The sequence below is a fragment of the Sphingopyxis sp. genome (genome assembly GCF_036402335.1).
Taxonomy (GTDB): Bacteria; Pseudomonadota; Alphaproteobacteria; order Sphingomonadales; family Sphingomonadaceae; genus Sphingopyxis.
Map to the genome: position 1 here is coordinate 1 of NZ_DASWTD010000450.1, position 14,459 is coordinate 14,459.

The window sequence follows — 14,459 nt, forward strand, 5'->3', positions numbered from 1 at the left end:
GTGCTCGCGCGCCCCGAAATCAGCCTCGTCAAGCTGCTCGCGCTCGAAGTCGGCGACGTCATCCCGTTTACCATGCCGCGCCATGTCCCCGTGACCGTCGCCGGCCGCAGCTTCGCAGTCGGCAGCATCGGCGAAGCCAATGGCAACGCCGCCATCATGATAGACCATATCGAAAAAGGACCGAACCATGAGTGACATCAGCGACGCCCCGAAAGCCGCGCGCGCCGATCGCCGCGACAACAAGAATATCGCCGCCGCCCCCAATTTCGACCTGCTCGCCGGCGTCTCGCTGCGCGTGTCGGTCGAGGTCGGATCGACGTCGATGACGCTCGCCGAACTGCTCGCGATCGACGAAGGCAGCGTGATCGAACTCGACCGCGCCGCGACCGACCTGCTCGACATCTATGCCAATGGCACGCTGATCGCAAAGGGCGAGATCGTCAGCATCGACGGCCGCTACGGCATCCAGGTCGCCGATATCGTCGCCCCGGCGCGCGGTCTCGAAGGTTTCGAGCGGAGAGCCTGATGTTCGAATATATCCTCCGCCTGCTGATCCTGCTGCCGATCGTCGGCGGCATGGCATGGGGCAGCCTGTGGCTGTGGAAACGCGTCCAGATGGGCATGCCGCTCGTCGGCGGCGCGGCGAAGGCGCGCGCCGTCGAAATGGTCGACGTGCTGCCGCTGGGCCCAGGCTCGAAGCTCGCGGTGGTCGAGTTTGCCGGGCAGCGGGTGCTGATCGCAGTGTCGCGCAACGGCATCACGCGGATCGCCGACGACAGTCAGGGTGATTTCCATGCGGACTGATCGCAAATTCTGGCTTCGCGCCGCGGCTCTTGCTGGCGGCGCCGCGCTGCTCTGCGCCGCGCCTGCGGCCTATGCGCAGGCGGCCGACGGTCTAAGCCGCGCGGTCGGCGAGATCGGTGGCGACGGCCGTCCGCTGTCGCTGTCGCTTCAGATCCTCGTCCTGATGAGCCTGCTGACGGTGCTGCCGTCGCTGCTCCTGATGATGACCAGCTTCACGCGCATCATCATCGTGCTGTCGATCCTGCGTCACGCGCTCGGGCTGCAACAGACCCCGCCGAACCAGGTACTGGTGGGCCTCAGCCTGTTTCTGTCGCTGTTCGTGATGCAGCCGGTGATCAGCGAAGTGAATCGCGTCGCGATCACGCCCTATGGCCAGGAACAGATCGATATCGGCGAAGCGGTGTCGCGCTCGGGGGTCGCGCTTCACGGCTTCATGATGAAGCAGACGCGCAAGACCGACCTGATGATGTTCGCCAAGATCGCGAAGGCACCGACCTATGCGAGCCCGAAGGACGTGCCTTTCTCGATCCTGCTGCCCGCGTTCGTCACCAGCGAACTCAAGACCGCGTTCCAGATCGGCTTCCTGATCTTCCTGCCCTTTCTCGTCATCGACCTGATCGTCGCCTCCGCGCTGATGTCCCTGGGGATGATGATGTTGTCGCCGACGATCATATCGATGCCGTTCAAGCTGCTGCTCTTCGTCCTCGTCGACGGCTGGGCGCTGACGATGGGGTCGCTCGCTTCCTCATTCGTGAGTTAACGAGATGGAGGCCGATTATTTCATCGGGGTCGCGCAGCAATCGCTGTGGATCCTTGCGCTCGCCTCGGCGCCGTTGCTGCTTCCGGTGCTCGTCATCGGCGTGCTGCTCGGCATGGTGCAGGCCGCGACGTCGATCAACGAACAGACGTTGACCTTTGTCCCCAAGCTGATCGTCGCGGCGATCTGCCTCGCAATCTTCGGCGGCAGCATCCTCGTCCTGCTCACCGATTTCACCCGCGAAATCTTCGCCCAAATCCCCGGCCTGGTGAAGTAATCCGGGAAATGAATCCCGCCGACATCCCGAATATCGAGGCGATGCTCCAGCTCTGGATGCTGGGGATGATCCGTCCCGGGGCCGCGTTCATCGCGGCGCCGGTGTTCGGCGCATCGAGCGTGCCGGTGCAACTGCGGCTGGTGATCGCGCTCGCGGTTGGCGTGCCTGCCGTCGCCGCAACGGGCATGACGTTGCCACCCGAGGGGATCGTCTCGGTCCCCGGCTTCCTGCTGATTATCGGCGAAGTCGTGATCGGCCTCGCGATGGGCTTCGTCCTCCAGATGGGCCTCGCCGCCGCACTGATCGCGGGCGAAGCGATCAGCAACGCAATGGGCCTTGGCTTCGCGTCGATGGTCGACCCCTTGAGCGGCGCCTCGAGTTCGGCGATCGGCCAGTTCCTCTCGATGCTCGCAACCGCACTTTTCCTTGCTGCCGATGGTCATCTGGTGCTGATCGGCATCATCGTCGACAGCTACAGCGCACTTCCGCCCGGCAACGCCTTTCCCTCGTTCGAGGCGATCGGCGGGCTGATCCGTTTCGGCAGCCTGATGTTCGCCGCGGGGCTGACCATCGCGATGCCGGTCGGTTTCGTGCTGATCCTCGTCCAGGTCATCATGGGGGTGATCGGCCGCTCGGCACCCGCGCTCAACCTGTTTGCCGTCGGCATCCCCGCGACCCTGCTCGCCGGGATCGTCCTGCTCGGCGTTGCGACGCCCGCGATGGCCGAGGCGATCGCGCGCATCCTGTCCGACGCGCTCGACGCCGCGCGCATGATGGCCGGAATCTAGACCATGGCGGGGGCGACCGAAAAGGATCAGAAGACCGAACAGCCGACGGCGAAGAAGCTCGCCGATTCGGCGCGCGAAGGCGATGTGCTGATGTCGCGCGAACTCGCGACCGCGTTGATGATGCTCGCCGCCGCCGGCTGGATGATCGCCGCGGGCGGCTGGTTCGTCCAGTCGGCGAGCGATCTCGTCCGCCGCGGCCTGACGCTGACCGCCGCCGATGTCGCCGATTTCGCGCCGGGCGAAGCGCTGATGCGCAACGGGGTCGAAATATTGCTGCCGCTCGCGAGCCTGTTCGCGCTCGCGCTCGGCGCGGCGGTCGCGGGCCCCGCGCTGCTCGGCTCGTTCGGCTGGCGCGGCAAGGCGCTGCACTTCAAGGGCAATCGCATGAGCCCCTTGAGCGGGCTCAAGCGCATGTTCGGGATGCAGGGCGTTACCGAACTCGGCAAGGCGCTCGCGAAGGTGCTGCTGCTCGGCACGATCGGCTACTGGCTGGTCAAGGGCAGCCTGCCGGCGATCATGACGATGGCGTCGACCGACCTGATGGCGGCGATCGGATTGGCTGGAAAGGAAATCGGCCATGCGATGCTGACCCTCGCCGGCGGGCTCGTCGTCATCGCGCTGATCGACGTGCCGGTACAATGGTTCCAGCGCAACAAGCGGCTGATGATGAGCAAGCAGGAGATCAAGGAGGAAATGCGCGAGTCCGACGGTGCGCCCGAACTCAAGCAGGCGCAGCGCCAGCGCGCGCATGACATATTGAGCGGTTCGGCGCGCAAGGCGGTGTCCGACGCAACGGTGGTCCTGACCAACCCCACCCATTTCTCGGTCGCGTTGCGCTACCGCCCCGGGGTCGACGCCGCCCCCGTGGTCGTCGCGCGCGGACGCGGCGACGTCGCGCTGTCGATCCGCGAGCTCGCGCGCGGCGCCAGCGTCCCGATCCTCGAATATCCGCAGCTGACCCGCGCGATCTATTTCACCGCGCGCGCCGGCCGTGTGATCCCCGAAGAACTGTTCGTCGCGGTCGCAACCGTGCTGGCCTTCGTCTTCCAGCTCGAACGCGCGGCCGCGGACGGGATTGTCCAGCCCGCGGTCGATATACCGCCCTCGCACCATTTCGACCCCGAAGGTCGCCGGCAGGCTTAAGAATGTCCGCGCGCCGCCGTTAAGGGGTCCGAAGGATATTTTGCCATGGTCAGTTCAATCGCCAACAGCCTCGGCTTCGGATCGGGCCTCGACGTCAAACAGCTCGTCACCGACCTGTCGAACGCATCGCGCGACCCTAAGATTGCGCGCATGAACTCGCTCAACCAGGCGAACCAGACGCGAATCAGCGCGCTGGCGCAGGCGCGATCGGATCTCGACGGCTTCGCCAATTCGCTGGGCCAGATGGTCAGCGACGGCACGCTGCGCAGCACGCCGACCGTTTCCGACGAAAGCGTGCTCGGCGTCACCGCGCGCGCGGGACTTCAGGCCGACAGCTTCGCGGCGACCATCGTCGTGAACCAGCTCGCGCGCGCGCAGACCAACTATTCGGGCGTGGTCGCCGACCGGACGGCCGCGATCGGCACCGGGACGATGACATTGACCGTCGGCGGTGTCGCGAAAACGATCACCATCGACGCCGCGAACAACAGCCTCGACGGCCTCGCCACGGCAATCAACGCGAGTGGTGCCGGCGTGACCGCGTCGATCATCGCCGACGAAGGTGGTCATCGCCTGATCGTCAAAGGTCCGACGGGCGAGGTGGGCGCCTTCACCCTCACCGCCGATGCCGGCGCCGATCCGGGGCTTTCGGCCTTCTCGACCGCTAGCATGACAGTGGGCCAGAGCGCTGCCAACGCCGAATTCACGATCGACGGAGTGGCGTTCAGCCGCGCGAGCAACACGGTCGACGACGTCGTTCCCGGCATGTCGCTGACGCTCAAAAAAGCAATGCCCGGGCAGGGCGTCGATATCGGCGCGAGCCGCCCGCTCGACATGATCAAGCAGACCGTAGGCGATTTCGTCTCGGTCTATAACCAGCTCAAGAAAAGCCTTGTCACGGCATCGAGCATGCCGGGCGCGACAACCTCGCTCCGCGAACTCGAGCGCGAATTGGGCGGCCTCGTGGGCAAGGTGCTTTCGAGCCACGGCACGATCAACAAGCTGTCCGACATCGGCATTTCGACAACGAAGGAAGGCCTGCTTTCGGTCGACAATACCAAGCTCGACAAGATACTCGCCAGCGACGCGGGCGCGGTCGAGGCATTGTTCAATCCGCGCCGCGACGCGACGCACACCGAGGCGACCGATCCCGGTATCGCCTTTGCGCTCGATGCGATCCGCGACAAGGCCGTCGGCGACAATGGCGCGATCGATCGCGTGTCGAAATCCCTCGATGCGAAAAAGGAAAATCTCGCCGACCAGCTCGAGAAGATCGAGGAGCGCGAGGATATCTACAAGAAGCGCCTCGAGAAACAATATAGCGCGCTGGAAACGAAACTTGCGGCGTTCAAGGCGACGCAGACCTATCTCGAACAGCAGATCAAGCTCTGGACGAACCAGGGTAACGACTGAGGACCGCCATCGTGACCGCTACCGCCTCGACCGTCCGGGCGACCGGGCTCTATCGCCGATTGCAACATGAGAGCCGCGCCGCCGCCGCCGACCCCGTCGAGTTGGTGACGATGCTCTATGACGAACTCGAAACCGCTATCGGCGTCCTCGCGGCAATGGTCCGGCAGGGACAGCGCGTCTCGGCCACCGAGCCCGCGCATCGCGCGCGCGCAATCCTGATCGGCCTCGACGCCGGACTCGACCGCGACAAGGGCGGCGACATCGCCACGGCGCTGTCGCGCGTCTATCGCAGCATGCGCCGCAAGCTCGACGATGCCGTCGCCGCGAACAGCGCCGAAGGGCTGACCGAGCTTCTCGAAGGCGTGTTGACGATCAGCGGCGCCTGGCGCCAGCTTCGCTGACCCCGGATGGCCCGGGGCTTTATCCCGGCGCGCTCCCGTTCTACGGTCGGACCATGCCGCGAAATCCCATGATCCGCTTCGCAAGCGCCGGCACCGCGCTGCTCCTGCTTTCGGCGTGCGCGGGGAGCAATTTCCGGCCCGTAAGCGACACACCCGTCCGCATCGGAAAGGCCTATTCGATCCGCGGTACGACCTATGTACCCGCCGCCGCGCCTGGCTATGACGCCGTGGGCTATGCCAGCTGGTACGGAAGCGAATCGGGAAACCGCACCGCCAACGGCGAAGAATTTCGCCCTCGCTGGATCACCGCCGCCCACACCACGCTGCCACTGCCGACCTATGTCGAGGTGACCGCGCTCGACACCGGGCGACGGATCATTGTGCGGGTCAACGATCGCGGGCCGTTCGCGCCCGGCCGGATCATCGACCTGTCGCGCGGCGCAGCCGAGGAACTCGGCATCAAGGCGCAGGGCCACGCGCCAGTGCGCATTCGCCGTATCGAGCCCTCGGAAAAGGATCGCGCACGGCTCCGCAAGGGCAAGCCTGCGACTGGACTCGATCCCGTGCCGGCACGCGAGCTTCAAAGACTGCGCGCGCGGCTTCAGGCGAAACCCGGATAGGGCGCTTTTATGCGTTCTACGCGCCGCAGGCCTGACGATCGTCGCGGGGAACGCCTTCGCCGCGCAAAGCCGCCTTTCCGTTCCACGGTGCCGCATAATGGATGGCCACGGCGGCAGCCGACGCTTCGATCACGGCGGTCCACAGCCAGCCGAACCGGTTCGATTCATTGCGATGGATCATCATTCGTCTCCTTCCACCGGAGCCGGTCAAGGGAGGCGACCAATCCGGATGGCCCCTTTTACGGCCACCGGCTTGGCGATTGGCGCTAAAATTGGCCGTGCAGTCGACTAATTTTGGCGCTATTCGCTTTTTCATGCGAAAAATGAGTGATCTTGACGATTTCGACCGGCGACTGTTGGCCTTGGTCCGCGAGAATAATCTCGAGCCCGCGCGAATCCTCGCCGAAAAAGTGGGGCTATCGCTATCGGCCGTGCTCCGCCGCTTGCGGCGCCTGCGCGATGAAAAGATAATCGTTGCCGACATCGCGGTGGTCAATCCGGCACTGACCGGGTCGGCGCTCACCATGCATGTGCTGGTCCAGATGCAGCAGGCCGGGCCGCAGACGATGGACAATTTCGCGCGCGCGATCGTTCGTCATCCCGAAATCACCGGTGCCTGGGACGTGACCGGCGATGACGATTTCCTGCTGAAGATCCAGGTCGGCTCGATGGAAGAATATGACAGCTTCGTGCGCCGCGCCCTCAGCGAGGACAAGGGCGTGCATTCGTTCAAGACGCTGATCACAATCCGCAACATCATCGAAAATGATATTGCGCGGCGTCCGCTCCGCGACGGCTGACGATCCGCGTTGGGGGCGTCCGGTTGCGGCCGATTGCGGACGTTCCGCTGACCTAACCCGTTCGCATCGAGCGAAGTCGAGATGCCCCTCGGCGAAGCTTAACCTCGATGGGTGTCTCGACTTCGCTCGACACGAACGGGAATAGAGGACGGTCCGCTCCCCCACCCCAATCGGACGCCTGCAAATAAGCCTTTCCTACAATATCCGGCTATGCCAGCCTTTATTGCGGCTCTTTCATCTGGTGCATAAAACGGTTGCTGGCCAGTTTGGTGCCAAGCAGTCCCGGCTGGTCGCTTCCCGCACTCCGCAAGGTCAAATCGGGCGGCACATAAGGCTGACCTTTACTGACCTTTGGAGATTGCTGCACCGGCCGCCGCCGCTCACCACCCCGAAGCCGCCGCACGGCAGGCATGAAAAAGGGCGGCGCAAGTGGCCGCCCCCTTGGATCCCCGCCTTGGCAGGAATGATGTATCGCCTTCCGTTCAGCTTCGCCGAACGGATCGATACATCACTTGATCTTCGATTCCTTGAACTCGACGTGCTTGCGAACACGCGGGTCATATTTCCGCACCGACATTTTTTCGGTCATCGTGCGGGGATTCTTTTTCGTCACATAGAAAAAGCCCGTATCGGCGGTGCTCACCAGCTTGATCTTGACGGTCGTCGGCTTGGCCATGGCCCTGTTCCTCGAAGTAACTGCACATCCGCCGGAGGTCCGACCGATGCGGCGGGACTAGGGCCCCGACGTTGGTGTGAAAAAAACATAGAGGGCCGCGCGCATGGCGCCGCCCCCGATATTGGGGCGCCTTTGGCGGGATTCGGCCTTTCTGTCAAGCGAAAGGAACGGGCGGGCGGTATCGAACCACCCGCCCGGGAGGGGTTCGGCTCGGGCTTCTAGCCGTTCCTGATCTGGAACCGGACAGTCATCTCCTTCCAGCTTTCCTCGGCCACCCCGCCGCGTGTCGCAGGCTTGAAGCGCCATTTGGCAAGCGCGCGGCGTTTCGTTTCCTCGAAGAATCCCGGGCTGTCGGTGCTCACCAGCTCGACCGCCTTCACGCGGCCGTCGGTGCCGATCAGCACGCGGACCCTGGCGACGCCTTCCAGCTCGCGTCGCTGTTCGCTCGCCGGGTATTCGGGTTGGAACATGCCCGCATAGCGCGGATCGAGCTGCGCGACGACAAGCGCCGGCGGCTTCGGAGGATCGGCCGGCGGCACATAGATCGGGCCGGTATCGGGAATGACGGGATCGAATATCTTCGGACCTGTATTGACGACATTGTCGGGCGTCGATGTGGGGATGATCGGATCGACGGTTTCGGTCGTCGATGTCGTCACGGGTTTCGTATCGTCCTTCGCCTTCTCGCGCGGCTCTTCAGGCTTGGGCTTCTGAAGGGGAATGGTTTCCCACGGTTCGGAATCGACGCGCGGTGCCGGTTTGATGACCATCGGCGACAGCGCCACCGCAACGACCAGCGCGAGGGGCAGGCCGACCGCAAGCAATGCCGCAACGGGGTGACGGCCCGTATCGCTGCCATAGCTGTTGCGGGGCAATGGCACCGAGGCCGCGGCGGGCGCTGTCATTGTTTCGGGCGCGGCCATGATGGCCGAAATCATGGGTATCAGGGTCATGGCATCTCTCCTTGCCTGTATGACCCGGCCCCGCCGCGTTCCGACCGCTGCTGCCGGCCAAGTCAGACATGAGTGATAATATATCATAACTTGCCTTGTCAAGTGACGAGGTAGGCAAGGCGGCTGCCCGGCCGGCGATCCGGCCGGCTAGCGGACCGCCAGCCGCGCCACCGCCTGATCCCTGGCGATCAGCGGCAGCAGCTCGGCCATGTCGGGGCCATGATCGCGTCCGGTCACTGCACGGCGCAGCGGCAGGAAGAGCGCGCGGCCCCTGGCACCGGTCGCTTCCTTCACCGCAGCGGTCAGCGCGTTCCAGGGATCGCTCTCCCAGTCGATTCGAGATGCCGCGGCGGCGGCGGCGTCCAGCACGGCGCGATCGGCCGCGTCGGCCGGCGGCGGATCGAATGGCCCGTCGAACACCGGCACCCAGTCGGCCGCCTCGGCGACCGTCATCAAATTCGGCCGGATCGCGTTCCAGCGCGCTTCGGTGACCGCGGCGGGCAGGCGGCCGGCCACCGCCGCATGGTCCGTGTGGTGCAATATCTTCTGGTTGAGCAGTGCGAGTTCGGCCTCGTCGAAACGCGCCGGCGCGCGGCCGAAACGCGCGAAATCGATGCTCTCGATCAGCGGCGCGGGCGCGGTCACCGGTTCGACCGGGTCGCTCGTTCCGAGCCGCGCGAGCAGCGCGACGAGCGCGATCGGCTCGATCCCGTCATCGCGCAGGCTCGCCATACCGAGCGACCCGAGCCGCTTCGACAATTTGCCTTCGGTCCCGACGAGCAGCGCTTCATGCGCAAATGCGGGCGGCGCGGCGCCGAGCGCGGCAAACATCTGGATCTGCGTCGCGGTATTCGACACATGATCCTCGCCGCGCACGACATGCGTGATCCCCATCGCGATATCATCGATCACGCTCGGAAGCAGGTAAAGCCAGCTGCCGTCGGCGCGGCGTACCACCGGGTCGGACATGGTCACGGGTTCGAAATGCTGCGGTCCGCGGACCATGTCGTTCCATTCGATCACTTCGTCATGATCGAGCCGGAAGCGCCAGTGCGGCGCCACGCCGTCGGGGACCGGCGCATCGGCGGGCTTGCGCTCGTACACCGGCGGCAACCCCCGCGAGAGCAGGATCTTGCGCCGGATGTCGAGTTCTTCAGGCGTCTCGTAACAGGCATAGACGCGCCCCGCCGCCTTCAGCTTCGCAAACTCGGCCTCATAGAGCGCAAAGCGCGCCGACTGGCGCTCCTCGCCGTCGACATCGAAACCGAGCCACGCAAGGTCGGCGCGGATCGCCTCGACATATTCCTCTTTCGACCGTTCGAGATCGGTGTCGTCGATCCGCAGCAGGAAGCGGCCGCCATGTTTCTTTGCCCACAGCCAGTTATGGAGCGCGGTGCGGACATTGCCGACATGCAGGGTGCCGGTCGGCGAAGGAGCGAAGCGAGTTACGACGGTCATGACGCGCGCCTATAGCCGCATTGGCGGCGCCATGGCGACCCCAAGTTGCGCTGCCGTTCAGGCGGCCGTTTCCTCGCGGATCTTGCGATTCTGGATGATATGCGCGGCCCAGCGCAGCGCCATGCCGATGACCGAAAGCACCGACCCTGCGATGATCGCCCCGATCAGTCCGCGGTCTTCGCCGGGCGCAGGCCAGGCCACCCAGGCGAGCAGGGCCACGCTGGCGATCGACAGCGCATAGCCAATTCCGGTCAGCCAGTTCGCCATGCGATCAGCCCCGCATTCGCTGCGCCGGCCACCAGGTCCACGCGACCGCAAGCAGCACCGCGATCAATAATACGCTATATTCGACGCCGTTGCGCCCCGCGCCGACGACGAACCAGCCCGCGGGCAGGTGAACGAGGATGAGGCCGAGCGTCAGGATGCCGGCGTGGCCCAGCGCCGCAAAGCTGGTCCAGCGGCGCACGAGCATCAGGACGGGACCGACAAGTTCACAGAGCGTGACCGCCATCGCCCACCCGTAGCCGAACGGAAAGCCGAGGCTGCCCAGCCAAATGCCGAAGGGTTCGACAAGGCCCGCCGCCAACCGGTAGACGCCGTGGATCAGGATGAGGATCGCGACGGTGATGCGCAGCGCCTCGAGCGCAAGTGCGGCACGCGTCCCTGGCGCCGCGGGTCCGGTCAAAGCCATGGCCATCCTTCCTATCCCGTGCGAAACCCGTGGGTGATCGGATAGCGCCGGTCACGTCCGAAATTGCGCGTCGACAGCTTGACCCCCGGCGGCGCCTGCCGGCGCTTATATTCGGCGAGCATCAGCAACCGCTCGATCCGTACCACGGCATCACGGTCGAACCCGTAGCGGGCGACGACATCGTCGACGCTCGCCTCTTCTTCGACCAGCATATACAGCATGCGGTCGAGATCCGCATAAGGCGGAAGGCTGTCCTCGTCCTTCTGGTCGGGACGCAGCTCGGCGCTCGGCGGCTTGGTGATGATCGTATCGGGCATCACCGGAGTCACCGGGTTGCGCGACAGGCGCGGGACATTTTCGTTGCGCCACTTCGCTACCGCAAAGACGGTCATCTTATATGCGTCCTTCAGCGGATTATAGCCGCCCGCCATGTCGCCATAGATCGTCGCATAGCCGACGCTCATCTCGCTCTTGTTGCCCGTCGTGAGCAGCATCGGACCGAATTTGTTGCTGAGCGCCATCAAGGTCACGCCGCGGATGCGCGACTGGACATTTTCTTCGGTGGTATCGACGTCGACGTCGGCAAAGCTGCCCGCGAGCATCGTATCGAAAGCCTCGACCGCGGGAACGATCGAAATCGTATCGAGCCTGCACCCGATCATCCTTGCGCAGCCCGCGGCATCGTCGAGGCTCGCCTCGCTGGTGAAGCGGCTCGGCAGCATCACGCACCAGACTTTGTCGGGGCCGAGCGCATCGGCGGCGATCGCGGCGCAGATCGCCGAATCGATCCCGCCCGACAGGCCCAGCACGACGCCCGGAAAGCGGTTGCGCTCGACATAATCGCGCAGGCTCAGGATCATCGCGCTATAGATGTCGGCGGGATGCGCCTCCCATTCGGCGATCGCGCCCGCTTCGCACAGCCAGCGCCCGCCGCCGCCATTCGCCGGGACTTTCGTCCAGCGGGTGACCCGCTCCTCGGCCTCCCAGTCGGTCAGCCGGTGCGCGGTGGAGCCATCGTCGTTCAGGACGAAGGAACAGCCGTCGAACACCAGCTCGTCCTGCCCGCCGATGCGGTTGAGGAAGATGAGCGGCAACCGGGTTTCGGCGACCCGGCTCGCGAAGACCTGGCTGAGGCGGCGATCGTCCTTGTCGATCTCGTAAGGACTGCCATTGACCGAGATCAACAGCTCGGCGCCCTGCGCGGCGAGATGCCGGCACACCGTCGGCAACCAACCGTCCTCGCAGATCGGCAGGCCGAGCTTCACGCCGCGCCACTCGACGATATCGGGGAGCGGGCCGGGGGCGAAGATGCGCTTTTCGTCGAAGGTGCCGTAATTCGGCAGTTCATGCTTCCGCCGCGCCGCGACGATTTTGCCGCCGTCGAGCAAGGCGACAATATTGTAGAGCGCATAGTCCCCGTTCTCGTCCTTGGCGCGCTCAACCGAACCGACAAGCATCGCCGGACCGCCGTCGGCGGTTTCCGCGGCCAGCTCTTCGAGCAGCTTCGCCGCACGTTCGGCGAGCGCGGGTTTGAGCACCAGATCCTCGGGCGGATAACCGATCAGCTGGAACTCGGGATAGAGAATGAGGTCGGCGTCCGCGTGCCGCGCCCGCACCGCGCGCATCGCGTCGGCATTGGCGGCGAGGTCGCCGACCGCTTGGGTTATCTGCGAAAGGACGATGGAGAGCTGCTCTGTCATGCGAGCGGTTTAGGCCCAACCGGCGGTCGCGTTCAACCGAAGAGAAACGCGCACAGCGTCCGTCCCGGCGCCATCGCGAAAAAGCCCGCGGCGATCAGCCCGAAAAAGACTCCGCGCATCGTCTTCAGATGGCGGTCGATCTGATGCGTCTTTGCGAACCAGATCGCGCGCGGCAGCTGGACGAGCGTCAGCACCGAGAAAATGTGAATCGGGCCGATGCCGCCGGTCAGCGTGCGGACCCAGAAGCTGTCGATCGCGGTGACGAGCATCAGCAACACCCAGACGCGTCCGCCGATACGATGCGCGGCATCGCCCTTCGCAGGACGCCAGAGCAGCCAGGCACCGAGCGGCAGCGCGGGCAGCACAGTGGCGAGATGCACCCATATCGCCCACGCCGGTGTACGGTAGGTCGACGGGGCGCCCCACAGCAGCCGGACGAGGATCGCGATCCCCGTGACGCCCGCGATCAGGAGGACGGTGAGCGCGATACGGCGGACGAGAGCCGGCGCGGCGGCGGGAAATATGGTCATGCCTGTTCCTGTTTCTGGCGACATGGTGTCGGATATCCCTTCCCCTGACGGGGGGCTGTTCGCCGGCAAGCCCGACTTCGCGCAGACGCCGGATTCGTTCGCAAAGCAGACACGCCCGCCCATTGACGCTTCGTGAAATGGCACGCAGAAGCCCGGCATGGCCAAACGGATCGTGATCGAATTGCTGGCGATGGTGGCGCTCGGCCTCCTTCTTGGGTTGCTTGGTCCTTTCGGTACCTTTGCCATGCCGACCGCGGAGCGCATGGCGATCTGGGTGCTGTGGTTGCTCGCGGGCTATGCCGTCTTTCGCCCCGCGGGAGTCGTTGCGCGATGGCTGTGCGAGGCGACCGGACTGCCCGGATCGGCGGGCATCGCTCTCGCGCTGGGAACCGGCAGCTTTGCCCTGACGCTTATCATTGCGACGATGTCGATGGGGATCGGCTTTCCCGCGGTGCTGCGCTGGGCCGGTTTTTGGTGGCTCTTTTTCTATATCCTGATCATCTGCGGCGTGGTCACCGTCGCGATGCAGGTCCTGTTCGGGCGCAGCGGCGCGGTGCCGTCCGCGCAGCACACCGAAACCATGCCCCCGCCCGTCCCGGTCGGGACACATCGGGTCGAGCCGCCGGCGTTGCCGTCGCTTCCCCTGCCGCAAGGGTTCGGGTCAGTGCGCGCGCTCAAGGGAGAAGATCATTATGTCCGCGTCGTCGGCGAGGCGCGCGAAGAACTGATCCTGATGCGCCTGCGCGACGCGATCGAGCGGCTCGGCGACGCTGACGGACTGCGCGTCCATCGCAGCTGGTGGGTCGCAAAAGACGCCGTCATATCGGTACGCCGCGACGGCCGGACCGCGGTCATCACGCTGGCTGGCGGCCATGAGGTTCCGGTCGCGCGCGACATGATGCCGCGATTGCGCGCCGCGGGGTGGCTTTAACCTCTTCCCCTATCGACCCGCGCTGGCTAAGGGGGCGCGCAATCCCACCCGCGCGAAAGGGCCTTTGCACGCCATGAAACTCATCTCCGGCAACAGCAACCTGCCGCTGGCCCGTGCGATCGCGGACTATCTGGAACTGCCGCTGACCGACACCAGCGTGCGCCGCTTCGCCGACGAAGAGGTCTTCGTCGAAATCCACGAGAATGTTCGCGGTCAGGATGTCTTCGTCGTTCAGCCGACGAACTTCCCCGCCAACGACAATCTGATGGAGCTGCTGATCATCAACGACGCGCTGCGCCGCGCTTCGGCCAAGCGCATCACCGCGGTCGTTCCCTATTTCGGCTATGCCCGCCAGGACCGCAAGCCCGGCCCGCGCACGCCGATTTCGGCGAAGCTCGTCGCGAACCTGATCACCACCTCGGGCGCCGACCGCGTGCTCGCGATCGACCTGCACGCGGGACAGATCCAGGGCTTCTTCGACATCCCGACCGATAACCTCTACGCCGCGCCGGTGATG

The 14,459-nt window shown here is 65.1% G+C and carries 21 protein-coding genes; 13 read left to right on the top strand and 8 right to left on the bottom strand.

The window, feature by feature from the left end; all coding sequences use genetic code 11:
• The 10 genes from VGD20_RS14515 to VGD20_RS14560 form a co-directional block, all read left to right on the top strand.
• On the top strand, positions 1-195 hold a 195-nt coding region (locus VGD20_RS14515), incomplete at its 5' end, for a FliM/FliN family flagellar motor C-terminal domain-containing protein (RefSeq protein WP_331135126.1).
• Positions 188-526, top strand: coding sequence for a flagellar motor switch protein FliN (gene fliN / locus VGD20_RS14520; protein WP_331135127.1), 339 nt, complete (start codon positions 188-190; stop codon positions 524-526). The genes VGD20_RS14515 and fliN, both read left to right, overlap by 8 nt.
• Entirely contained in the window at positions 526-804 is a 279-nt protein-coding gene (locus VGD20_RS14525; protein ID WP_331135128.1) for a flagellar biosynthetic protein FliO, read from the top strand. The genes fliN and VGD20_RS14525 overlap by 1 nt, the downstream gene beginning before the upstream one ends.
• Entirely contained in the window at positions 794-1,564 is a 771-nt protein-coding gene (gene fliP, locus VGD20_RS14530; RefSeq protein WP_331135129.1) for a flagellar type III secretion system pore protein FliP, read from the top strand. The genes VGD20_RS14525 and fliP overlap by 11 nt, the downstream gene beginning before the upstream one ends.
• Before the next feature lie 4 nt (positions 1,565-1,568).
• A complete protein-coding gene (locus VGD20_RS14535) occupies positions 1,569-1,838 on the top strand; it encodes a flagellar biosynthetic protein FliQ (RefSeq protein ID WP_248456483.1) in 270 nt (89 codons plus the stop codon).
• An 8-nt stretch (positions 1,839-1,846) separates the two neighbouring features.
• Positions 1,847-2,626 (top strand): flagellar biosynthetic protein FliR, encoded by a 780-nt coding sequence (gene fliR, locus VGD20_RS14540; protein ID WP_331135130.1) that lies wholly within the window; start codon positions 1,847-1,849, stop codon positions 2,624-2,626.
• A gap of 3 nt (positions 2,627-2,629) precedes the next feature.
• Positions 2,630-3,769 carry a flagellar type III secretion system protein FlhB gene (locus tag VGD20_RS14545; protein WP_331135131.1) on the top strand — a complete coding sequence of 380 codons (1,140 nt, stop codon included), beginning with the start codon at positions 2,630-2,632 and terminating at the stop codon, positions 3,767-3,769.
• A 45-nt stretch (positions 3,770-3,814) separates the two neighbouring features.
• The gene (gene fliD, locus VGD20_RS14550) at positions 3,815-5,182 is read left to right on the top strand and encodes a flagellar filament capping protein FliD (protein ID WP_331135132.1); all 1,368 of its coding nucleotides are present in this window, start codon (positions 3,815-3,817) and stop codon (positions 5,180-5,182) included.
• An 11-nt stretch (positions 5,183-5,193) separates the two neighbouring features.
• Positions 5,194-5,583, top strand: a complete 390-nt coding sequence (gene fliS / locus VGD20_RS14555) for a flagellar protein FliS (protein ID WP_331135133.1) — start codon at positions 5,194-5,196, stop codon at positions 5,581-5,583.
• A 68-nt stretch (positions 5,584-5,651) separates the two neighbouring features.
• Positions 5,652-6,203: a septal ring lytic transglycosylase RlpA family protein gene (locus tag VGD20_RS14560; protein WP_331135134.1), complete on the top strand. Its 552-nt coding sequence runs from the start codon at positions 5,652-5,654 to the stop codon at positions 6,201-6,203.
• Positions 6,204-6,219: 16 nt separating this feature from the next.
• On the opposite strand, the gene VGD20_RS14565 is transcribed toward VGD20_RS14560, so the two are convergent.
• Positions 6,220-6,387 carry a hypothetical protein gene (locus VGD20_RS14565; RefSeq protein ID WP_331135135.1) on the bottom strand — a complete coding sequence of 56 codons (168 nt, stop codon included), beginning with the start codon at positions 6,385-6,387 and terminating at the stop codon, positions 6,220-6,222.
• A 139-nt stretch (positions 6,388-6,526) separates the two neighbouring features.
• Here VGD20_RS14565 and VGD20_RS14570 point away from each other — a divergent pair, with 139 nt between their 5' ends.
• Complete coding sequence (locus tag VGD20_RS14570; RefSeq protein WP_331135136.1) at positions 6,527-7,003, top strand: Lrp/AsnC family transcriptional regulator; 477 nt, start codon at positions 6,527-6,529, stop codon at positions 7,001-7,003.
• A 508-nt stretch (positions 7,004-7,511) separates the two neighbouring features.
• Here the strand turns inward: VGD20_RS14570 and rpmG are convergent.
• From rpmG to VGD20_RS14605, 7 genes are all read right to left on the bottom strand, one after another.
• Complete coding sequence (gene rpmG / locus VGD20_RS14575) at positions 7,512-7,679, bottom strand: 50S ribosomal protein L33 (RefSeq protein ID WP_058818055.1); 168 nt, start codon at positions 7,677-7,679, stop codon at positions 7,512-7,514.
• A 218-nt stretch (positions 7,680-7,897) separates the two neighbouring features.
• Entirely contained in the window at positions 7,898-8,632 is a 735-nt protein-coding gene (locus VGD20_RS14580; RefSeq protein ID WP_331135137.1) for a TonB family protein, read from the bottom strand.
• A gap of 147 nt (positions 8,633-8,779) precedes the next feature.
• A complete protein-coding gene (gene gltX, locus VGD20_RS14585; protein ID WP_331135138.1) occupies positions 8,780-10,090 on the bottom strand; it encodes a glutamate--tRNA ligase in 1,311 nt (436 codons plus the stop codon).
• 57 nt (positions 10,091-10,147) lie between these two features.
• On the bottom strand, positions 10,148-10,357 hold the full coding sequence (locus VGD20_RS14590; RefSeq protein WP_331135139.1) for a hypothetical protein: 210 nt from the start codon (positions 10,355-10,357) through the stop codon (positions 10,148-10,150).
• A 4-nt stretch (positions 10,358-10,361) separates the two neighbouring features.
• Positions 10,362-10,781: a DoxX family protein gene (locus VGD20_RS14595; RefSeq protein WP_331135140.1), complete on the bottom strand. Its 420-nt coding sequence runs from the start codon at positions 10,779-10,781 to the stop codon at positions 10,362-10,364.
• Between the two features lie 11 nt (positions 10,782-10,792).
• Positions 10,793-12,481, bottom strand: coding sequence for an NAD+ synthase (locus VGD20_RS14600; protein ID WP_331135141.1), 1,689 nt, complete (start codon positions 12,479-12,481; stop codon positions 10,793-10,795).
• 32 nt (positions 12,482-12,513) lie between these two features.
• A complete protein-coding gene (locus VGD20_RS14605) occupies positions 12,514-13,011 on the bottom strand; it encodes a DUF2306 domain-containing protein (RefSeq protein ID WP_331135142.1) in 498 nt (165 codons plus the stop codon).
• A gap of 157 nt (positions 13,012-13,168) precedes the next feature.
• Between VGD20_RS14605 and VGD20_RS14610 the strand changes: the two genes are divergently transcribed.
• Together VGD20_RS14610 and prs are read left to right on the top strand one after the other, a co-directional pair.
• Positions 13,169-13,942, top strand: coding sequence for a LytTR family DNA-binding domain-containing protein (locus VGD20_RS14610; RefSeq protein WP_331135143.1), 774 nt, complete (start codon positions 13,169-13,171; stop codon positions 13,940-13,942).
• A gap of 73 nt (positions 13,943-14,015) precedes the next feature.
• Positions 14,016-14,459 (top strand): ribose-phosphate diphosphokinase (prs, locus tag VGD20_RS14615; RefSeq protein WP_331135144.1); only part of this gene is annotated, 444 nt, incomplete at its 3' end.